The sequence below is a fragment of the Paraburkholderia sp. EG304 genome, from assembly GCF_046543485.1.
In the GTDB taxonomy this organism is placed as follows: domain Bacteria; phylum Pseudomonadota; class Gammaproteobacteria; order Burkholderiales; family Burkholderiaceae; genus Paraburkholderia; species Paraburkholderia youngii.
Genome location: NZ_JBKGUA010000075.1, coordinates 1 through 20,707 on the forward strand (window position 1 = coordinate 1; position 20,707 = coordinate 20,707).

The 20,707-nt window shown below is 64.1% G+C and carries 14 protein-coding genes, 2 tRNA genes and 4 pseudogenes; 5 read left to right on the plus strand and 15 right to left on the minus strand.

Features of this window, described 5'->3' with window-relative positions:
- The 10 genes and pseudogenes from ACLFKU_RS38890 to fdnG all read right to left on the minus strand — a co-directional run.
- A pseudogene (locus ACLFKU_RS38890) lies at positions 1–268 on the minus strand (hypothetical protein); the annotation flags it as partial.
- A gap of 9 nt (positions 269–277) precedes the next feature.
- On the minus strand, positions 278–742 hold the full coding sequence (locus ACLFKU_RS38895; protein WP_410852740.1) for a hypothetical protein: 465 nt from the start codon (positions 740–742) through the stop codon (positions 278–280).
- Between the two features lie 862 nt (positions 743–1,604).
- A complete protein-coding gene (locus ACLFKU_RS38900) occupies positions 1,605–2,843 on the minus strand; it encodes a tyrosine-type recombinase/integrase (protein WP_410852749.1) in 1,239 nt (412 codons plus the stop codon).
- Between the two features lie 169 nt (positions 2,844–3,012).
- Positions 3,013–3,105 (minus strand) — tRNA-Sec (locus tag ACLFKU_RS38905).
- Positions 3,106–3,156: 51 nt separating this feature from the next.
- Positions 3,157–5,070, minus strand: a complete 1,914-nt coding sequence (selB, locus tag ACLFKU_RS38910; protein WP_410852741.1) for a selenocysteine-specific translation elongation factor — start codon at positions 5,068–5,070, stop codon at positions 3,157–3,159.
- Between the two features lie 13 nt (positions 5,071–5,083).
- Positions 5,084–6,532 carry an L-seryl-tRNA(Sec) selenium transferase gene (gene selA / locus ACLFKU_RS38915; protein WP_410852742.1) on the minus strand — a complete coding sequence of 483 codons (1,449 nt, stop codon included), beginning with the start codon at positions 6,530–6,532 and terminating at the stop codon, positions 5,084–5,086.
- 46 nt (positions 6,533–6,578) lie between these two features.
- A complete protein-coding gene (gene fdhE, locus ACLFKU_RS38920) occupies positions 6,579–7,577 on the minus strand; it encodes a formate dehydrogenase accessory protein FdhE (RefSeq protein ID WP_368587307.1) in 999 nt (332 codons plus the stop codon).
- Positions 7,578–7,701: 124 nt separating this feature from the next.
- Positions 7,702–8,358, minus strand: coding sequence for a formate dehydrogenase subunit gamma (locus ACLFKU_RS38925; protein WP_368587308.1), 657 nt, complete (start codon positions 8,356–8,358; stop codon positions 7,702–7,704).
- Entirely contained in the window at positions 8,355–9,278 is a 924-nt protein-coding gene (fdxH, locus tag ACLFKU_RS38930; protein WP_410852743.1) for a formate dehydrogenase subunit beta, read from the minus strand. The genes ACLFKU_RS38925 and fdxH overlap by 4 nt, the downstream gene beginning before the upstream one ends.
- A 9-nt stretch (positions 9,279–9,287) precedes the next feature.
- Positions 9,288–12,356, minus strand: a complete 3,069-nt coding sequence (gene fdnG / locus ACLFKU_RS38935; protein ID WP_368587310.1) for a formate dehydrogenase-N subunit alpha — start codon at positions 12,354–12,356, stop codon at positions 9,288–9,290.
- 226 nt (positions 12,357–12,582) lie between these two features.
- Here fdnG and ACLFKU_RS38940 point away from each other — a divergent pair, with 226 nt between their 5' ends.
- The 4 genes from ACLFKU_RS38940 to ACLFKU_RS38955 all read left to right on the plus strand — a co-directional run bounded on the left by ACLFKU_RS38940 (position 12,583) and on the right by ACLFKU_RS38955 (position 16,504).
- A complete protein-coding gene (locus tag ACLFKU_RS38940; protein WP_410852744.1) occupies positions 12,583–12,909 on the plus strand; it encodes a beta-xylosidase in 327 nt (108 codons plus the stop codon).
- Between the two features lie 269 nt (positions 12,910–13,178).
- Positions 13,179–14,237 carry a selenide, water dikinase SelD gene (gene selD, locus ACLFKU_RS38945; RefSeq protein ID WP_410852745.1) on the plus strand — a complete coding sequence of 353 codons (1,059 nt, stop codon included), beginning with the start codon at positions 13,179–13,181 and terminating at the stop codon, positions 14,235–14,237.
- 118 nt (positions 14,238–14,355) lie between these two features.
- Positions 14,356–15,423 carry a tRNA 2-selenouridine(34) synthase MnmH gene (mnmH, locus tag ACLFKU_RS38950; protein ID WP_410852746.1) on the plus strand — a complete coding sequence of 356 codons (1,068 nt, stop codon included), beginning with the start codon at positions 14,356–14,358 and terminating at the stop codon, positions 15,421–15,423.
- Between the two features lie 25 nt (positions 15,424–15,448).
- Entirely contained in the window at positions 15,449–16,504 is a 1,056-nt protein-coding gene (locus ACLFKU_RS38955; RefSeq protein ID WP_410852747.1) for a permease, read from the plus strand.
- A 326-nt stretch (positions 16,505–16,830) separates the two neighbouring features.
- Here the strand turns inward: ACLFKU_RS38955 and ACLFKU_RS38960 are convergent.
- The 5 genes and pseudogenes from ACLFKU_RS38960 to ACLFKU_RS38980 all read right to left on the minus strand — a co-directional run.
- Positions 16,831–16,914, minus strand: a pseudogene (locus tag ACLFKU_RS38960) (hypothetical protein); the annotation flags it as partial.
- Positions 16,894–17,517, minus strand: a pseudogene (locus ACLFKU_RS38965) (dihydroxyacetone kinase subunit DhaK); the annotation flags it as partial. The pseudogenes ACLFKU_RS38960 and ACLFKU_RS38965, both read right to left, overlap by 21 nt.
- Before the next feature lie 154 nt (positions 17,518–17,671).
- Positions 17,672–17,748: transfer RNA gene (locus ACLFKU_RS38970), tRNA-Val, on the minus strand.
- Between the two features lie 78 nt (positions 17,749–17,826).
- Positions 17,827–19,317, minus strand: coding sequence for a M81 family metallopeptidase (locus ACLFKU_RS38975; protein WP_410852748.1), 1,491 nt, complete (start codon positions 19,315–19,317; stop codon positions 17,827–17,829).
- A pseudogene (locus ACLFKU_RS38980) lies at positions 19,314–19,512 on the minus strand (Zn-dependent hydrolase); the annotation flags it as partial. The gene ACLFKU_RS38975 and the pseudogene ACLFKU_RS38980, both read right to left, overlap by 4 nt.
- Positions 19,513–19,995: 483 nt before the next feature.
- On the opposite strand from ACLFKU_RS38980, the gene ACLFKU_RS38985 reads away from it, so the two are divergent.
- Positions 19,996–20,457 carry a hypothetical protein gene (locus ACLFKU_RS38985; RefSeq protein ID WP_368587316.1) on the plus strand — a complete coding sequence of 154 codons (462 nt, stop codon included), beginning with the start codon at positions 19,996–19,998 and terminating at the stop codon, positions 20,455–20,457.
- Positions 20,458–20,707 lie beyond the last annotated feature (250 nt).

Below are 20,707 nucleotides of genomic sequence, written 5' to 3' on the forward strand. Positions count from 1 at the left end.
TCGATGAGCTCCTCTGGAATCGCGGGCAGCTCAGGCGGGGGCGCAGACCCTGCTTTTGGTTTGCTTGGCATACATGCTCCTTTGGGTACATGTTATGCCTTGAACACAAAATTTCTGACAGGCTCGGAAGCGGCAGCGGCCTCTCCACCAGCGCCGCATGAATATCCCGCCGGAGCACATAATCGGCCAGCGCAAGCGCAACCAAGCTCTTGCCCACGCCGCCCTTGCTGCCACCGACGAGATAGATGGGGTAGGCCGTCATGTCCATTTGAATCCTCTAAAGGTTCTCGGTGTCAGGCCTGATCTCGATTGAGAACGCGTCGCGCATCACCATGCTTCCCGGCCGGCTGACTATCTTTCCCCCATCCTGCTTTTGATTCTCTCCGAAAGCCTCCGCGCGCGATACATCGTCCTTGCTTACCCTCTCCGCACGATGCGATGGCGCGGCATTGCCTCGTGCCGATTCCTTTGCAGCCTGTCGAACTGGCCTGTCTTCCTTCAACGGGTAAAGCGCGTACTTGACGGAGCCAACACTAAAATCGACGCCCTTCTTCCTTGCATGTTCAACGATTTCTTCCAGCGAATATCCCTTCTTCCTCACCGCACCGATCACCAGACGCATCTCTTTCATCGCATCGGTAATAGAGACCCGCTGCTCGGCCTCTGGCTTGACCGGCAGTGATTCCAGAGAGCGGACAAGCTCATCCCATTGCGCCCGGGTATAGGTCTTCGCAACTGGCATGGCTCGCTCCGTCGTGCTCTCTTCATCCCATCTTGTTCACTCAGGAAGACGCCGTCAACTCCAGTTTTTTGCCGGATTTTCGCTATCGCAACGTCTTGGAATCAGCCGGATCGCGCTGGAATAAAAGAAAAATTTTGGACGCGTCTGCCACAAGCAACGGACCGGGCCGATGTTCAGAAAACGTAGCGAAGGGATTCTGGCAGACCCTACGACGGCGGAGGCGCAGAACGATCGCAGGCAACGGGTTGAATCGCTCTGGCCATCAGGATGCGCACAATGCAACTGGGAGCCGACAAAGACACAATATCTCGCGGACCATGTCCCTTGGTCCGCGAACTGCCGATAGCCGTGCCTGCATGGCTTCGGAAAAGACCCTGCAGATTTTGGAAGATCAACAACCGCCCGAAGCTGAATCGACGTTGCCGATTCAGCGCATGGGATTACCGACTCCAGCCGGCACCCGCGCAGACATCAGTCAGTCAGGTAGCCACAGTGGACCGGATCACTAAACAGAAATCGCCCTGCCAAGTATGCTGCCCGATCGATCGACATCCCGTACCACGAGATACGGTTCGCGGTCGAGCAAATGAAGACCAGCGGACTCACGGGGTGCCTCCTGCAGACGCATCTGGCCACCTTACGGAATTTTCCGGCCGAGCTTCCTGAAAGCGTTTAGCCGGCAGGCTAAAAACGACGTTAAAACGAGGTATGGCAGGATAGGCTATCGCCGGTTTTAGGCGCCCAAAGGGGCCAACGCTTCAATTCCAGAGGCTTGTCCACACCACCACTGCACGGTCAAGGTGCCCATCCAGCCATACGCCGTTGGCGATAAAGAGGCGTTCTTGGCACAGGCGGAAAATGTCTACGGCACGGCCAACCTTGTTGACGCGGCAAGCGGCTGCCGACCAGCGCAGTACGAGCCCCATTCCTCCATCATCAGACGCCGTCGCTCAAGTTGATCTCGACGTCGGTAGGCCGCCACCGTCTGTGAAGTGATGACGTGCGCCAGCGCTTCTTCCGCGAGCGAATCCGGATATTCCGTGCATTCCGCGACCCAGTCCCGGAACGATGAACGAAAACCGTGAACGGTGATTCCGGGCCACGACATGCGTTTCAGCAGAGTCAGCATCGCCATGTTGGATAACGGTCGCCCTTCCTTGCAACCGGGAAACAGATAACCGTATTTCGCTTTCGGCAACGCGTTGCGCACGATTTCGACCGCTCGCTCACAAAGCGGCACACGAAGTGGTCGGCCGCTTTTCGTGCGGTCGCCAGGAATGGACCAGATACGATGGTCCAGATCGAATTCCTCGGGCCGCGCAAAGCGTACCTCGTTCGTACGCGTCGCCGTCAGGATGAGCAGATGCAAAATCCGCGCGGCGCGCCGGGGACGTTGTTCAAGTTCATGGACAAACGCCGGAAGTTCTTCCCATGAAAGTGCCGCGTGATGTTTGATCTGTGCACGCTTCTTCGACCGTGGTAACACCAGTTGCAGATGGTCAACATAGCGCGCCGGGTTGCTGCCCGTGCGGTGACCCAACACCGTTTCCGAATCGAGAATCGCCTTGATGCGGCCGCGCACGCGGCGCGCTGTCTCCGCCTTCTTCGTCCAGATCGGCTGGAGAATCCGCACGATCATCGCAGTGTCGATGTCGCGTACCCGGACCTCGCCGATCACTGGATACGCGTATCTCCTGAGCGTGTTACCCCACTGCTGGACGTGCTTGCGGTTTCGCCACTCGGGCTCCCTCGCAAGGATGAACGCTTCGGCCGCCTCGCGGAACGTCACGTTGGCGTCGGCCGAGATATCGAGAAATTGCCGGCGCTGCTGCTCACGCCGCGCGAGGATTGGATCAGTCCGGTCCTTGACCAACTCACGGCAACGGGTGGCCAGTTTCCGTGCTTCGCCCAGCGGGACGCGCGAAAGCGGACCGAGGCCCATCTCTCGCAAGCGCCCGTTGAACTTGAAGCGAAATACCCACGAGCGCGCGCCACTGTCCGCGATCTGCATGTAGAGGCCGCCACCGTCAGCGTAATGACCTGGGGCCACTTCCTTGGCGACCCGCAACGCGCTGAGCCGGTGCAACTGTCGTCCTGCCATGTTGCTCTCCCTACCCACAAAACCCACGTCGCTACCCATACTTCGTGAAGAAATTGTGCGGGACGTCATCGGTAATCGCAAGCATGCAGTTACCCATAAATCGCTTTTGAATCAGCGACTTAAAGGACGTTTTCGGAACATGCCGGAACACGCCGGAAGCCATGCCGGGCGGAAGGCAGCCGGAGTCGAACCGACCTGAGAGCGTCTGACGCCCTCAACTGGGTTTGAAGCCCAGCCGCACCACCGGATACGAATGCCTTCCTACGGTGATTGAATGACGCGTGCCCGATAGAAACAGGCCGCAAAAGCCAGATCAACGCAGATCGAGCCAGCGGCTATCCGTGCGCACGAGGTGCAGGCCACGGTGGAAGCGAGTATACCCAACCCGGTCGAAGAACTCCAAAAGCTGGATCGCGCGTTTTCGGCCGAGTCCGGTCGCGTCGCGAAACGGCGCGGCCGCCACGGTGCCGGCGTTCTTCTGCGCCTCCGTCGCCGCGATCGACGCAAGTTCGCGAATCACCTGCTGGTGATAGAACAGGTCATGCACGACCTGGAACAGCTCGCCCTGACGCGCGAGCTTGCGCAGCAACTGTCGCATGCGCTCCTCCGGCACACCGTGCGCGTTCGCGAGCTCGCGCACCCACGGCGGATCGAAACGTCCCGCCTCGATCTCGGGCAGCAGCGTCGCGGCAAGCGCCTGATCGGCTGCGTCGAGTGTCACGGTGTGGTCGGGCAAGTGCAGCCACGGTCCGCGTCTGACGAGCTCGCCACGCGCCGCCGCATCGTCGACCAACGCGCGCCACAGCGCGTCGTTGACCAGTGGCGCCGCGATGCGCCGCAAGCGCGACACGTCCGGGCCCAATTCATCCGGCGAGCGCTCGTGATATTGCGCGAGCGCGCTCGTCACGCGCCCGGCGAGGGCATGCCATGTCGCGTCCGCGAGCAGCAGTGCGTCATGGCCCGGTAGTTCGATCGTGCGCGTCCCGGCGGGCAACGCGAACGCGGCTGCCGGCATGCCCGTCAGGCGCTCCAGCAACGCCCGCGACAAACCGTGCGGCGCGCGCGCGAACAGCGCATCGAGCGAGCCGGTGTCGAGCAGCGTCTGTATCGCGTCGAGCCGGTCGAAGCGTTCCGCCGAGCGCCGCTTGCGCGCCGGAGCGAACGGATCGAGCACGTGCCCGCCGCCCACCGTGCGATTGGCCTGAGCGTTACGCACGACGAAGCGATCGCCCGGCACCGCGCACAGCGGCCGTTCGAACACCAGTTGCACGCGCGCGCGCTGACCGGGCGCGAGCGTGTCGCCTTCGAGCAGCGCGACATGCGCAACCTGGTGCTGCGTGCCGAGATGCACGTGCAGCGGCGTCCAGTGTTCGAGCGGGTGCGGCGCGTCGGCGAGCAGCGTCAACGTGACGTCGATACGCTCACTCGCTTGCGACAGCCGCGGATCGACGATCCAGTCGCCCCGCTCGATCGCACTCCTGTCGATGCCCGCCAGATTCAGCGCGCAGCGCTGACCAGCGCGGCCGGTTTCGGCGGGGCGATTCTGCGCGTGGATACTGCGCACACGCACCGGCGGATCTTTCGGCGCGAGCAGCATCGTGTCGCCGACGTTCACGCTGCCTGCTACGACGGTCCCCGTCACGATCGTGCCCTGCCCCGCGAGCGTGAACACACGATCGACGGCGAGGCGGAACAGGCCGTCATCGCGCTTCGTGCGCCATGCGGCGGCCTGTTCGCGCAGATGCGCATTCAACGCCGCGACGCCCGCATCGCCCGCGCGCGTCGCGCAGGTATCGAATACCGGCGCGTCGCGCAGCACGCTATCGCCGACGAACGCACTCACTTCGTCGTGCACTTCGCGCAGTCGCTGGTCGTCGACGCGATCCACTTTCGTCAACGCGATCGCCCCGCGCCGGATGCCGAGCAGTTCGACGATCGCCAGATGTTCGCGGGTTTGCGGCATCACGCCGTCGTCGGCGGCGATCACGAGCAGCGCGAAGTCGATGCCGCTCGCGCCCGCAGTCATCGTATGCACGAGCCTTTCGTGGCCCGGCACGTCGATCAGACCGAGCACGTCGCCGTTCTCGAGCGGCACGTACGCGTAGCCGAGCTCGATCGAAATGCCGCGCGCTTTTTCTTCCTTGAGCCGGTCCGTATCGACGCCGGTCAGTGCCTTCACGAGGCTGGTTTTGCCGTGGTCGATATGCCCCGCTGTACCGACGATCATGCGTGCCTGTCCTTCAGTTGCTTTCCGGTTGCGCGATTAGCTGTGCGATCAATTGCGCTTCGTCGGCGGCTTCGAGGCAGCGCAGATCGAGCCGCAACGCGTCGTCCGCGATCCGGCCGATCACCGGCCGCGCCATCTCGCGCAACTGCTTTTCGAGCGCGAGCAGATGACGGCCGCCGCGCTTGCCGTCGCTCATCCTGATGACGAGGCCATGGCTCGGCAGCACGTCGACCGGCAATGCGCCGCTGCCGATCTGGCTGAACATCGGTTCCGCCGCCACGGTGTAGCGCGCGCCGATCGCCTGCTGCAGCGCCGGTAGCACGCGCAGCGCGGCAGCGTGAATGTCTTCGGCGGCACGCGTGAGGAGCCGTAGCGTGGTCAGCCGCTCCGTCAACTTCTCGGGCGCGCGATACAGCCGCAGCACCGGCTCCAACGCCGCGAGCGTCAGCTTGCCGACGCGCAGTGCGCGCTTCAACGGATGCTTCTTGATCTTCGCGATCAGATCGCGCCGCCCGACGATCAACCCGGCCTGCGGCCCACCGAGCAGTTTGTCGCCGCTGAACGTGACGACATCGGCGCCAGCCGCGACGGTCTCGCGCACGGTCGGTTCGCGCGGCAAGCCCCATTCGGCGAGATCGACCAGCGTGCCGCTGCCGAGATCGACAGCGACCGCGAGCCCGCGCGCGTGCGCGAGCGGCGCGATCTCGTCGATGCCGACTTCCTTCGTGAAGCCGCTGATCGCATAGTTGCTTGCGTGGACTTTCATCAGCAGCGCGGTGCGCGCGTTGATCGCCTGTTCATAGTCCTTCAGATGAGTGCGGTTCGTCGTGCCGACTTCGCGCAGCTTCGCGCCCGCGCGGCTCATGATGTCGGGAATGCGAAACGCGCCGCCGATTTCGACGAGCTCGCCGCGCGACACCACCACTTCCTTCTTCGCCGCGAGCGCGGACAGCGTGAGCAGCACCGCGGCCGCGTTGTTGTTGACGATGGTTGCCGCTTCGGCGCCGGTCAGCTCGCAGATCAGACCGTCGATCAGGTCGTCGCGGTCGCCGCGCATGCCGGTGGCGAGATCGAACTCGAGGTTGGCCGGTTGCGTGAGCGCGGTCATCACGGCGCGCACCGACTCGTCGGGCAGCAGCGCGCGGCCGAGGTTCGTGTGCAATACGGTGCCGGTCAGATTGAATACGCTGCGTAGCCGCGACGCGTTGCGTGCGAGCAGCGCCGCGGCGACCGCCGCATGCAGCTGCGGGGTATCGAGCGCGCTCACCGCCGGGTTGGCCGCCGCATCGCCCGATTGCGCGCTGATGCGCCACGCATCGAGCGCATCGCGCAGCGCATTGAGCACCTGGGTGCGCCCGTATTCGCCGATCAGCGGTGCGAATTCCGCCGACGCCATCACCTTGTCCACCGACGGCACGCGCGCCATCAGCGCACGCAATTCCGAGCTGCTCACATCGCTCACGAGCAATCCTTATGTCGTGTTGAACTTGCGTCCGGCCAGGTCGCCGTCAGGCGGACTCGTCGCCCTCCGCTTCCGTCGCGCCGGCCGTCTGCTCCGGCCACAGCCATGGATGCGGCGACGCGCGCCGGTAACCTTCCGCGCCCATCAGCAGATCGAGCGTGAGGCTCGCGAGGTCGTCCGCGAATGGATCGAACTCGTAGTCCTTCGCCTGGATACCGATCTTGCGGTAAGTATGGCATTCGTCGCACGACTCCGCCTTCAGCACGGCGTTTTTCGTTTCGGCTTCGCGCGTGGCCGCGTCGGCGTCGGGCGAGCCGGCCACGTGGTACGCGATGCCTTTCGTCGAATCGCAGTTCGAGCATTTGCTACGGACCATATGCCATTCGGTCGCGCACAGCCCGCATTGCAGATAGCGATAGTTGTCGTACGCGCCGCCGATGCGCAGCGTGCTCGCCACCGGATGCGAGCCGCACACCGGGCACAGCCCCGGCGTGTCGAGATACGGCACGGCGCGCTTGTCGATGTCGGCGGCGAGGTCGGTCCATACGACTTGCAGCGCGGCCATGATGAACGGCGCGCTCGCCGGCTCGACGTCGGCGAAGCGCTGCGCGAAGATCGCGTCGGCCTGCGCTTCGAGCGTGGCGACGTCGAGCGAGCGCAGGCGCGCGAACACCGCGACGAGCGGCGGCGTCAACGGACCCGCGGCTTCGATCTTGTCGAGCAGTTGCAGCAGCACGTCGCGCCACGCCGGATCGCGCGCGCCGGACAGCGCCGGAATTAGCGGCATCGAATACTGCTGCGCGCTCGCGATCAGCTCGGGGCTCGGCGGCTGTGCCTTGAAGTGCGTGAGCACCGCCTGCTGCGCATCGGCCAGCGCCGCCATCAGCCGCAGATAGCCGGCAATCGGATTGCCGCGCGAGGCGAGCTGGCGCAGGCGCGCGGCGCGCGGCGCGAACACCGCGAGCCGCTCCGGCATGCGGATGCGGGGTATTGCCGAGGGATCGAGCGACTCGATGTCGGCGGCTTCGAGAATGCGTTGAGCCAAGTTATCGACCTCTGAAAACTGAAGAGCCGCCGCCCGTCATCGACGTGGCGCGGCGGCCCGGTGCGCGGGGTGCTGCGTGCGGCGCATTGAGACACGCGCTGAGGCAGCGCCGATTGAACATACTTTACTTGCCGATGATTTCTCTGAACCAGTTCGGATGGTGCTTGCGCGCCCAGCCATAAGTAACGGTGCCGCGCGTCATCGCACCTATGGAGCCCTTGACCCACAGCGCCGCATAGATATGCACGATGATGCCGACGATCAGCAAGAACGCCGTCACCGCGTGCACGACCGCGGAGAGCCGGATCAGGCCAATCGGGAAGTAGAGCGAAAAATAGCGCCGCCAGATCACGATGCCGCTCAGCAACAGCAGCAGCATACAGATCACCATCACGAAGAACAGCAGCTTCTGCCCGGCGTTGTACCTGCCGATGGCGGGCAGCCGCTCCTCGCGGTTGTTCAGCACGTCGCGGTACTGCTTCATCCACTGGATATCCGCCTGGTCCAGATAGTTGTGATGCCAGAAGCGCAACGCAAGAATCAGGAACGAGATGAACATCACGCAGCCGATGAACGGGTGCAGGATTCTCGTCCACTGTCCGCCGCCAAGCACGAAGTACAGAAACGCCATCGACGGATGGAACAACGCGAGACCGGACAGCGCAAGCAGGATGAAACAGATCGCGGTGATCCAATGGTTCGTGCGCTCGTTCGGCGTATAGCGCACGATCAGGCGGTTGCCCTTCACGTCCGTGAAGTCGGTGTGCTCAGAGTGGTTCATTGCTTACCCTCCCGCGAACGGCGTGCCTCTTCGGCTTCCTCGACGGCGGCGGCTTCGTCGGCCTCGGTCACCTCGTTCGGACCGACGCGCGTGTAGTGGAAGAAGCCCGCGAGCGCGGCGATCCCCATGATGGCGAGCCCGATCGGCTTGGCTATGCCCTTCCACAACGTCACCATCGGACTGATGCGCGGATCGTCCGGCAGGCCGTGATACAGCGACGGCCGGTCGGCGTGATGCAGCACGTACATCACATGCGTGCCGCCGACCTTTTCCGGGTTGTACAGGCCAGCGTTCTGGAAACCACGCTCCTTCAGATCGACGATGCGGTCCTCGGCCTGCAGCTTCATGTCCTCCTTGGTGCCGAACATAATCGCGCCGGTGGGGCAGGTCTTCACGCAGGCCGGCTCCTGGCCGACCGCCACGCGGTCCGAACACAGCGTGCACTTGTACACGCGGCGATCCTTCTTCGACATGCGCGGTATGTTGAACGGACAGCCCGCGATGCAAAAGCCGCAGCCGATGCAGTTCTCCTCGTGAAAATCCACGATGCCGTTCGTGTACTGCACGATCGCGCCCGGCGACGGACAGGCCTTCAGACAGCCCGGGTCTTCGCAGTGCATGCAGCCGTCCTTGCGGATCAGCCATTCGAGATCGCCGGCGGAGTTCTCGTACTCCGCGAAACGCATCACGGTCCACGAATCCGGAGTCAAGTCGGGCGGATTGTCGTAGACGCCGACGTTCACGCCGATTTCGTCGCGCAAATCGTTCCACTCCATGCAGGCGGTTTGACACGCCTTGCAGCCGATGCACTTCGACACGTCGATGAGCTTCGCGACCTGCCCGGAGGCCGGCGCGCGGGCCACCGGCGGCTGCGTGGTCGTGGCCGAGACGCGTCTGATGTCCAGTGATTGCAGTGCCATCTCTTTACCTTATGCCTTTTCGACCTTGACGAGGAACGACTTGGTTTCCGGTGTCTGCGAGTTCCCGTCGCCCACCGGGGGCGTCAGCGCATTGACGAGATAGCCCGGCCTCGCGAGCCCCATGAAGCCCCAATGAATCGGCAGCCCGACGGTCTGCACCTTCTTGCCTTCGACAGTCAGCGGTTTGATGCGCTTGGTCACGACCGCGACGGCTATCAGATGCCCGCGGTTCGAGCTCACCTTGACCCGGTCGCCCGCCACCACGCCGATCTCCTTCGCGAGATCTTCGCCGATCTCGACGAACTGCTCGGGCTGGATGATCGCGTTCAACTTCGCGTGCTTCGTCCAGTAGTGGAAATGCTCGGTCAGCCGATAGCTGGTCGCCGTGTGCGGGAAGTTCTCGTGCGTGCCGAACGTGGCTTTGTCGGCCGGGAACACGCGCGCCGCCGGGTTGCTGACGACCAGCTTGTTGTCCGGATGCAGCGGGTTGTAGCCGAGCGGCGTCTCGAACGGTTCATAGTGCTCGGGGAACGGCCCCTCGACCATCGCGTCGCGCGCGAAGAACCGCGCGACGCCTTCCGGATTCATGATGAACGGATTCATGCCGCCGTCAGGCGGCTCGTCGACCTTGAAGTCCGGAATGTCGGCGCCCGACCACGTGCTGCCATTCCACGCGATCAGCTTACGCGTCGGATCGAACGGCTTGCCGTTGAGATCGCACGACGCGCGGTTGTACAGAATCCGCCGGTTCACCGGCCATGCCCACGCCCAGTTCAGCGTGTTGCCGATGCCGGTCGGGTCCGAGTTGTCGCGGCGGCCCATCTGGTTGCCCGCCTGAGTCCACGCACCGCAGAAGATCCAGCAGCCGCTCGAAGTCGAGCCGTCGTCGCGCAGCAGCGCGAAGCTCGCGAGCTGCTCGCCTTTCTTCGCGAGCACCTTGGTCGGGTCCTTCGGATCGGTGACGTCCGCGAGCGCCTTGCCGTTGAACTCCATCGCGATTTCTTCGGGCGTCGGGCTGTCCGGCCTCGCATACGGCCAGCTCATGTTCAGGATCGGATCGGGATACTTGCCGCCGTCCTTGCGATAAGCGTCGCGAATCCGCAGCCACAGCCCAGCCATGATCTCGAGGTCGCTCTTCGCTTCGCCGGGGCCGTCCGCGCCCTGCCAGTGCCATTGCAGCACCCGGCTCGAACTGACGAGCGAGCCGCGTTCCTCGGCGAAGCAGGTGGTCGGCAGACGGAACACCTCGGTCTGGATCGATGCGCTGTCGACGTCGTTGAACGGGCCGTGGTTCTTCCAGAACTCCGACGTTTCGGTCGCGAGCGGATCCATGATCACGAGCCACTTCAGCTTGGCCAGAGCCGCGCCGTTCTTTGACTTGTACGGCGCGGCGGCAAGCGGGTTGAAGCCCTGCGCGATGTAGCCGGTCATCTTGCCCTGACTCATCAGCTCGAAGACCTGCAGCAGGTCGTAGGACTTGTCGAGCTTCGGCAGATAGTCGAAAGCGAAGTTGTTCTCGGCGGTCGCCTTGTCGCCCCACCACGACTTCATGAAGCTCACGTGGAACGCGCGATAGTTGCGCCAGTAGCTCAGCTGGTTCGGCCGCAGCGGCTGCGCGGCGCGTTTCGCGATGTAGGCGTCGAAGTCCTGCTCCGCCTCCATTGGCAGCGTCATGTAGCCCGGCAGCAGGTTCGACATCAGGCCGAGGTCCGTCAGGCCCTGGATGTTCGAGTGGCCGCGCAGCGCATTCATGCCGCCGCCCGCGATGCCGATGTTGCCGAGCAGCAGCTGGACCATCGCGCCGGTGCGGATGATCTGCGAGCCGATCGAGTGCTGCGTCCAGCCGAGCGCGTACATGATCGTGGTCGCGCGTCCCGGCACCGACGTCGCCGCGAGCATCTCGCATACGTGCAGGAACTTGTCCTTCGGCGTGCCGCAGATTTTTTCGACCTGCTCGGGCGTGTAGCGCGAGTAATGCTTCTTCATCAGCTGATAGACGCAGCGCGGGTCCTGCAGCGTCGGGTCGACCTTGGCGAAGCCGTCGTCGCCGCGCTCGTAGTCCCACGAGGTCTTGTCGTAGCTGCGCTTGTCGGCGTTGTAGCCGGAGAACATGCCGTCGTTGAACGCAAAGTCCTCACGGACGATAAACGACACGTCCGTGTAGTTCTTCACGTACTCGTGCTGGATCTTGTCGTTCGTCAGCAGATAGTTGATCACCCCGCCGAGGAATGCGATGTCCGTCCCGGTGCGAATCGGCGCGTAGTAGTCCGCGACCGACGCCGTGCGATTAAAGCGCGGGTCGACCACGATCAGGCGCGCCTTGCGGTGCGCCTTCGCCTCGGTGACCCATTTGAAACCGCACGGGTGGGCCTCGGCCGCATTGCCGCCCATCACGAGAATCAAGTCCGCGTTTCTGATGTCGACCCAATGGTTCGTCATCGCTCCACGGCCAAACGTCGGGGCAAGACCTGCCACCGTCGGGCCATGTCAGACACGCGCCTGATTGTCGAATCCAAGCATGCCAAGACTGCGAGCAGTCTTGTGCGTCAGATAACCCACCTCGTTACTGCTGGCCGACGCCGCGAGCATCCCGGTTGTCAGCCAGCGGTTGACCTTCTTGCCGTCTGCGGTCGTCTCGACGAAATTCGCGTCGCGGTCTTCCTTCATCAGTTTGGCGATGCGGTCGAGCGCGTCTTCCCACGAGATGCGCTTCCACTCGTTCGCCCCGGCCGCGCGGTACTCGGGATAGCGCAGACGGCTCGGGCTATGGATGAAGTCGATCAGGCTCGCGCCCTTCGGGCACAGCGTGCCGCGATTGACCGGATGGTCGGGGTCGCCCTCGATGTGGAAGATGCTCGTCTTCACGTTCTTGGCCTGGTCGCCAAGCCCGTACATGAGGACGCCGCAGCCCACCGAGCAGTACGGGCAGGTGTTGCGGGTTTCGGTAGCACGCGACAATTTGTACTGACGGACTTCGGCCAGCGCGGGTGTCGGCGAGAAGCCCATCAGGGCTAGGCTCGATCCGGCGAGCGAGGTGGCAGAAACCTTCAGGAATTGTCGCCGAGTCATTTGCGTCATTGCATGGCCTCGGCTCTTTTGGGAACAAAATTGATTATAGATGCCGTTTCACGACATGTAGCTCGATCGTAGTGCATTGGCCACCCGGGTAAATCGGACATGCGAAAATCGGTTGAGTGAACGGCGCACCCTGCCTGCACGATTTATTCCAGGTGCCGGGCACCGTTCATGCTCGATCCGCGAATGGTGAAATTCAATTGACCTTCTCGACGGATTATTCGCTCCTATGAACTACTCTACTTACTCCTGCCGCGCGGCAGCCGGCGCAGCCTCGCTTGCGCTTCTCGGCGCCGCACTGTTGACCACCAACTCTCCCAGCCTTGCGCAGATTCCCCAGTCGGGCGGCTCTTCGCACATGGAAAGCCGTTCGTCCGGAATGGGTTCGAAGCCCGACCCGGCCGCATCGGCGGTTCACGAATCGCAAACGCCTCAGTCGAAAGACAGCGGACAAGGTAATGCGCGCGGCAAAACCGCCGGCCAGGGACAAAAAGCCCAAGGCGCCGGCGGATTCAACAATGGCTTGTATGGGACCGGCGCGGGCAGCAATAAATAAGGCATTGCAACCGCGCGGTAATTGGTTTGCTAATTGGCGACGGCGATCAATTCGCGCGGCGATGCGCAATTGCGTTAGCGCGTGAAGAATTCGTTTCATCGCCGCACCTGCCGTTGGCATTTGCTTCGGCATTAGTACTTTTTACGCGGGCGTTTATCGTTCGGATATACCGCTTTGGCATAAAGCCGTTTGCGGCCCGCGCCGACGCTGCACAGTGTGAAAACTACCCTCATAATGCGGTCATTCGACGAACCCGAACTCCCGCTCTCATGACCCAAGTCCAAGCAAGCCAATCGCCCCGCCTTACGAGCCTGTCGCACGGTGGCGGCTGCGGCTGCAAGATCGCGCCCGGCCTGCTCGCCGATCTGCTCAAGCGCAGCGCGCCGCTGCCGTTTTTTCCCGACCTGCTGGTCGGCAACGACACCGCCGACGACGCCGCCGTCTACAAGCTCAACGAAGACCAGGCGATCGTCGCGACCACGGATTTCTTCATGCCGATCGTCGACGATCCGTTCGACTTCGGCCGCATCGCCGCGACCAATGCGATTTCCGACGTCTACGCGATGGGCGGCAAGCCGATCATGGCGCTCGCGATCGTCGGCATGCCGATCAACGTGCTGGCGCACGACGTGATCGCGGCCGTGCTGAAAGGCGGCGAATCGGTCTGCGCGGACGCGGGCATCCCGCTCGCGGGCGGCCATTCGATCGATTCGGTCGAGCCGATATACGGCCTGGTTGCGCTGGGCATCGTCGATCCGAAGCGCGTCAAGCGCAACGCGGGCGGCCAGGCCGGCGACGTGCTGATCCTCGGCAAGCCGCTCGGCGTCGGCATTCTGTCCGCGGCACTGAAAAAAGACCGGCTCGATGACGCCGGCTACGCGGCCATGATCGGCGCGACCACCAAGCTGAACCGGCCGGGCGCCGAGCTGGCGCGGCTCGACGGCGTGCATGCGCTGACCGACATCACCGGCTTCGGCCTGCTCGGTCACACGCTGGAACTCGCGCGCGGCTCGAAGCTGACCGCGCGCGTGCGCTATGCGGACCTGCCGTGGCTGCCGAACGTCGCGAGCCTGGCGGAAGCCGGCATCTTCACCGGCGCATCGGGCCGCAATTGGGACGCCTACGGCCACGACGTGGTGCTGCCCGCCACGTTGCCGTCCGCCGGCCGCGCGTTGTTGACCGATCCGCAGACGTCGGGCGGGCTGCTGGTGTCGTGCGCGCCCGATGCGGTCGACGAGGTGCTCGCGCTGTTCCGCGCCGATGGCTTCGCCGACGCGCGGGTGATCGGCGAGCTGGTGAGCGGGGAAGCTCGAGTCGAGGTCATCTGAGGCAGGCGGCTGAGGGGACGCGTCACCGGAGAACGCCGGCAAGGACGCATAACCGGCCCGAACGAGCCGCGCATGCGATAATTTCGGTCTTCCCGCGGTCCGTTTTGTCCCTACTCCCTTGAAAAGTCTTCTAGTCAGCCTCGATAAAGCCGGCGATTTCGATGAAATCGTCGACGTTCGCACGCCGCTCGAGTTCGAGGAAGACCATATTCCGGGCGCGACCAACGCGCCAGTGCTCAGCAACGAAGAACGCGTGCTGGTCGGCACGACCTACAAGCAGGTGTCGCCGTTCGAGGGCACGCGGCTCGGCGCGGCGCTCGTCGCGCGCAACATCGCGCATCATCTCGAAACCACGTTCGCCGACCGGCCGCGCAACTGGCGCCCGCTCATCTACTGCTGGCGCGGCGGCAAGCGCTCGGGCTCGGTCACGACGCTGTTCAACATGATCGGCTGGTCAGCGCGGCAACTCGAGGGCGGCTACAAGAGCTATCGGCGCGCCACGCTGGAGAGGCTCGAAACCCTGCCGCGCCGCTTCAGCTACATCGCGCTCGTCGGCCCGACCGGCAGCGGCAAGACACGGCTGCTGTCGGCGCTGCATCAGGCCGGCGCGCAAACGCTCGACCTCGAGGCGCTCGCCTCGCATCGCGGCTCGCTGCTCGGCGCGTACACGGGCGTGCAGCAGCCGTCGCAGAAGCGTTTCGACACGCTGCTCGTCACCGCTCTGCAAGATTTCGACGTGAACCGGCCGGTGTTCGTCGAGGCGGAAAGCCGGCGCATCGGCACCGTCACGCTGCCGCTCGCGCTGCTCGAAACGTTTCATCGAGGCGCGTGCGTCGAGGTGCGTTCGAGCCGGGAGGATCGCGCGGCATTTCTGCTGCAGGATTACGCGCATCTGTTCGAGCATCCCGACTACTTCAAGGGACAGCTGGAACGGCTGATCGGTCTGCACAGCCGCGAGCGGGTCACGGGCTGGCAGCGGCTCGTCGACGACAACCGGCGCGCCGAGCTCGCGCACGAACTGATCGAACTTCACTACGATCCCGCGTATGCGCGCAGCAGCGGCCAGCATTTCGATCAGCTGCCGAATGCGCTGCAACTCGATTTCCGCCCGAACGATGCCGACGTCGTCGAGCAGGCGAAAACGCTGCTCGCGCAGCTCGACACCCGTACGCTAGTCCTCGGTTGACTCACAACGACATTTAAGAACCATCATGCAATCAACCCTTCGGCAACCCCGCGTCACGCTTGGCGGGATCGTATTCCTGCTGATCGCCGTCGTCGGCCTCTTCTATGTGAAGTGGTTTCCGTACTACAACCGCGCGTTCGTCGCCGCGAGCCAGCATTCGATCGGCAAGTCGATCTTGATGGGCACGTCCGCGAGCGCCCCGGCGGCCTCGTGGCAGGCCGCGATCGACTTCGCGCTCGCGTACGGCAAGGCGATCTGGCAGGCGATGGTGCTCGGCCTGCTGCTCGGCTCCGCGGTGCAGGCGCTGATTCCGCCGCAGTGGGTCGCGCGCGCGCTCGGTCGTGCCGACTTCAACAGCGTCGTCAAAGGCGGCCTGATGTCGTTGCCGGGCATGATGTGCACCTGCTGCGCGGCGCCGGTCGTCGCCGGCCTGCGCGCACGCGAAGCGGCGCCGGGTGCGGCGATTGCTTTTTGGCTCGGTAATACCGCGCTGAATCCCGCGACACTGATCTTCATGGGCTTCGTGCTCGGCTGGCAGTGGATGGGCCTGCGTCTCGCGCTCGGCATCGTGATGGTGTTCGGCCTCGGCTACCTCGTGAACCGCATGGTCACGCCGCAGGAAGCGCAAGCGTCGCGAGAGGCCGTCGCGCAACTGGTCAGCGCCGACGATCCGGGCACCGCGTTCTCGCGCTGGATCTCGATTCTCGGGCGCATGACGCTGCGGCTCGTGCCGGAATACATCGTGCTCGTGCTGATTCTCGGCGCGGCGCGCGCGTGGCTGTTTCCGCACATCGGCCCGGACGTCGACAACAGCCTGCTGTGGATCATCGCGCTGTCGATCGCCGGCACGCTGTTCGTGATTCCGACCGCGGGTGAAGTGCCGATCATTCAGGCGATGCTGTCGTTCGGTATGGCCGCCGGCCCCGCCGGCGCGCTGCTGATGACGCTGCCGCTCGTCAGCGTGCCGTCGCTCGCGATGCTCGCGCGGTCGTTTCCGCGGCGCGTGCTGACGATGGTGGCCTGTGCGGTGGTGGTGTGCGGTGTCGTCAGTGGCTTGCTGGCCGTTACGCTAGGCTTCTGAGCCGGTTTTTGAGTTCGAGTCGTAGAAGAAGGAAGCATGAAACGTATCGCCGCTTTCGCCGTCACGTGTTGGTCCGCCGCCGGGCTGCTGTACGTTGGACAGCATTCGGTGGCGCTGATCGCGCTGAGCGGCGTCGTTGCTTTCGCGGGGTTCGATCTGCTGCGGCCTTGAAGGCATCGTTGTTTTTCTCGTCCGTGCAAGCTCGTTTGCCCGTTGCGTTCGCAGTAGCGTTCGTGTTCGCCCGCGCCTGGCCCGGAAAGGGCCTCGCGAATCGCTGCGAGCCATGACGCCACCGCGTGCGCGCCCGGGTCCACATGACCGATCGCTCGCTCGCCGACATAACTCGAACGCCCGCGGCGCGGATGCATCGAGGCGGTACGCGAGGTCGTTGCCAGCAGCTTGCCGACCATCGCATCGGCCGGCTCCAGCGCACCGCGCGCCACGCCGGGTTCGCCATGAATGCCGAGGCCCCATTCGATTTCGCGATCGCCCGGTTCGAAGCCCGGCTTGCCCGCGGCCGGCACCGTGCAGGGCGTCAGCGCGACGCCCATCGTGCCGAGAGACGCGGCCGCTTCTTTGGCGATCCGCGCGACCTCGGCCAACGGCAAACCGCGCGCCGCTGCCGCGCCCGCGATCTTGTGAACCAGCACCGTGCCCGCTAGTCCGCGACGGCCCGCGTGATCGCCGCTCGCGCTCAACGCGACGTCGTCGGCGACGATCATCATCTCGACGGGAATGCCTTCGGCGCGCGCCATTTCGGCCGCGAGGCCAAAGTTGAAGCGGTCCCCCGTGTAGTTCTTGACGATCAGCAACGCGCCCGCGGGACCGGCCACCGCACGGATTGCGTCGAGCACGGCGTCGGTGGATGGCGATGTAAAGACTTCGCCGGCCACCGCCGCGCTCAGCCTGCCGTGGCCGACGTAGCCGCCGTGCGCGGGCTCGTGGCCCGAGCCGCCGCCGGAGATCAGCGCGACCTCGCCGCGCGTTGTCGAACGACGACGCGGCAGCGGCAGAGAGCGCGTGAATGTGCGCGAGCTGTGAGCCACGAGCGGATAACGAAAGCGAAGGGAACGTGATGCCGAACGGCGAAACTGCGGGAACGACGGGATGGATTTGACAGGACCGTAGACGAAAGCGGAACCGCTTTCGTCTACGTCACAGATGCGTTGGTAGGCTCGATTGGATTCGAACCAACGACCCCCACCATGTCAAGGTGGTGCTCTAACCAACTGAGCTACGAGCCTTTAGAGGCGCGAATTATAGAGACTCATTGCGGACTTCACAAGCCCTTGCGGCGATTTATCGAAACGCATGCGTGTTGATCAGTTCGTCGCGGTCCATTCGGTGTCAGGGTCCAATGGATAAACCGGCCGTTTCACGTGCTCGAATCTGAACAGACCGTAGTCCGAACTCGTGACGCCGCGGCTATCGCATTCGACGAGCGCCGCCGCGATCGGCAAGAATACGGGCCGGCAATACATGCGTGATTTGAGCAGCAGAAAACGCGCGCGGCGCGGATCGATGCCGACGCTCTCGAACACGCCGAGATCCCACGGCTCATGCGTGTGTTCGGTCACGACGAGTTTCACCGTGCCAGTGTCGAGCACCGCCGCGCGACCCATGTACGCGCGTTGGCCCGTGTAGGTCGGACCGCTGATCACGTATTCGCCGTCCGTCAGCGCGCGCACGACGCCGGTCAGGGCGAGCGGCGAACGCGATGGCAAAGCATCGTTTGTCAGCTTGTTGCCGATCGCGAGCGTGACTGTACTTCCGACTCCTGAGGCCGCGAGGGCCGCGACCGCCTGCGGGTCGCACAACGGCCCGCTGACGATGCCTTCGAGGCCCTGCTTCAATGCTTCCTCGAGCAGATCCATCGTGTCGCACGTGCCGCCTGACATGCAGTTGTCGCCATGATCGAGCAGCAGCACCGGTTTGTCGGCGCCGCGCGCGAGCGACGCCGCCCGCGCGACCGATTCGGCAAGCGGCGCGCTGCGATAGACGAAATCGTCGCGCTCGTCCCAGATCTGCCGCGCGACTCGCTCGGCGACCGCCTCCGCATCCGCGCGCTCGCCATTGCCGACTACAACGACGCTAATGCATGGCGCGTCGATATCGGCGAGCGAGAAGCCCGCCAGCACCGACACCGCGAGCATGCCCTCGGCCTCGGCGGCGTGCGCGGCATCGAGCGCGCGTTTCATCGCGCCGTCGGCGCTCGCGCTGCGCAGCGTGTGCGTGAGCAGCGGCGGTTGACGCCACGCGATGACCGGCTTTGCGTGGCCGTCGATCATGTCGAACAATAGGCGCGCCGCGTGCGCGCCAGTCTCGTACATGTCGACGTGCGGATAGGTTTTGAAACCGACGATGATGTCGGCGTTGTCGATTATCTTCTGCGTGACGTTGCCGTGCAGATCGAGTGCGACCGCGATCGGCGCTTGCGGCAATGAGGCACGGACACGCGCAAGCAGATCGCCTTCGCCGTCGACCGAGTTTTCGGCGACCATCGCGCCGTGCAGATCGAGCATTACCGCGTCGCAGCCCGTCGCGGCTGCCACGATCGCGTCGCTGATCGTATCGTAGGCGGCGGCGTCCACTGGCCCGCTCGGATTCGCCATGGCGGAGATCGGTGTCACGATTTCGGCGTGGACGCGCTCGGCGGCGTCGATGAACGCGGCCATCGCGGTTTGCATACCCTTGTTTTCGTCGAACGCGGCGCGGCCGTAGCTGGGACCGTTGCGGCCGAATGCGGCCAGCGGGGTTTCTACCGGCGAGAACGTGTTGGTCTCGTGGTTCATTCGTGCGATCAGGATCTTCATGCGCGTATGCCCCCTGTCCTCGACGTCGCGCTCAGCTGCAGCAGCATATTGAAGCCGGCTTCCAGATGATCGGCGCGCGTCCTCGGTTTCGTTGTGGCTGATGCCGTCCTTTCATGGAACGAAGATCGTCTTGCCGGGTGTGACGCGCGCGAGACAGACCGCGTCGTGGCCCGCGCCGCTGATCACAGCCATCGGGAACAGGCGCGTCGAAACAGCCGACCGTGCCGCGGCGACGCGGCGCATGATCGAGCGCGCGAGGCAGTTCACCGCATGGAGCCCGCATCGATGCTTCCCTGGGTCGAACGCAGCTGGATGGCGCTTGCGGGCCGGACTTGCTCCCTTCCGGCTTGCTGGTCGGCGTTGTTCCAATTGTCATGATAGAGAGGTTTGGCCAAGGCTGACGACCGGACGTCCGCGAGGTCGGAATGCGGCGACGCTTTTCCGTGGGCGAAGGATGGGAGGGAAAACCGCTGGATTCGAGGGTAGCAAACGGCGCACCGCGAGCGATGTAGGTGTCAATCCGCTCGACTACAGACGCCGGGACATGCCGGCAATTTGCGCGCAAGTGGTTGCCAGCAAACGTTTTCGTCGAAGGAAGCGGGTAAAACGCAATGAAGGCTCAACCTTTTGCGAAGCGCGCCGTTATTGCATGTGCTCAGGCAAACCCCTTGGATCTCCATGGCACAACCGATTCCTTTCCGCAACACCAGCGCCGCCCGCGCGCGGCATGCCAAAGCCATGCTGTTGCCCATCGCGCGCCAGATCGCCGACGATCTCGCGTTACGAGTTCATCTGTCGCTCGACGCATTGCGTCGCGGCGTCGGCACGAAGAGCGATGCACAGACGCTCACGCAGATCATGCTGTTGACCAGCTACCTCGCCGATGCCGGCTTCGGCTCGATGAGCCATGAAGAACTCCACGCCGCGGATCGCGCCTCGGCGATGGTGTTCGACGCAGGTCGGGAACGCGACGAATGGAAGCTGGACGAAGCGGGATTCGAGCTCTTTGCATCGATCGCGACGAGGTACGATCGGCAGTTGCATCGCGCTCCGCTTTGGGCGATTACCGAGGCCAGTGAGAGACTCGACCGGTTTATTGCAGGGGGATCCGATCGAGCGCCGGCGCGAAAGCGGGCATAGCGGTTTTAGAGGAAGTGCCGACCGCCTGAGCCGGAAGGACACGGATTTTAAGCGAGCGTGTCGGAAGTCGCCGGGTTACGCGGATGCGCTTCGGATCGGAAAGTAGTTGAAGCGCGCGGAATTGGCCGCGTAAACGCAAAAACCCCACCGCTGGGGGTGGGGTTTCTGGCTTGTGGGGGAGCCTGACGATTACCTACTTTCACACGGGCAATCCGCACTATCATCGGCGTGGAGTCGTTTCACGGTCCTG

Bases quoted from the DNA above. Each gene is read 5' to 3' on its own strand.
- ACLFKU_RS38895 (WP_410852740.1), bottom strand. From the start codon at position 742: ATGCCAGTTGCGAAGACCTATACCCGGGCGCAATGGGATGAGCTTGTC.
- ACLFKU_RS38900 (WP_410852749.1), bottom strand. From the start codon at position 2,843: ATGGCAGGACGACAGTTGCACCGGCTCAGCGCGTTGCGGGTCGCCAAG.
- selB (WP_410852741.1), bottom strand. From the start codon at position 5,070: ATGATCGTCGGTACAGCGGGGCATATCGACCACGGCAAAACCAGCCTC.
- ACLFKU_RS38925 (WP_368587308.1), bottom strand. From the start codon at position 8,358: ATGAACCACTCTGAGCACACCGACTTCACGGACGTGAAGGGCAACCGC.
- fdxH (WP_410852743.1), bottom strand. From the start codon at position 9,278: ATGGCACTGCAATCACTGGACATCAGACGCGTCTCGGCCACGACCACG.
- ACLFKU_RS38940 (WP_410852744.1), top strand. From the start codon at position 12,583: ATGAACTACTCTACTTACTCCTGCCGCGCGGCAGCCGGCGCAGCCTCG.
- selD (WP_410852745.1), top strand. From the start codon at position 13,179: ATGACCCAAGTCCAAGCAAGCCAATCGCCCCGCCTTACGAGCCTGTCG.
- ACLFKU_RS38955 (WP_410852747.1), top strand. From the start codon at position 15,449: ATGCAATCAACCCTTCGGCAACCCCGCGTCACGCTTGGCGGGATCGTA.
- ACLFKU_RS38975 (WP_410852748.1), bottom strand. From the start codon at position 19,317: ATGAAGATCCTGATCGCACGAATGAACCACGAGACCAACACGTTCTCG.
- ACLFKU_RS38985 (WP_368587316.1), top strand. From the start codon at position 19,996: ATGGCACAACCGATTCCTTTCCGCAACACCAGCGCCGCCCGCGCGCGG.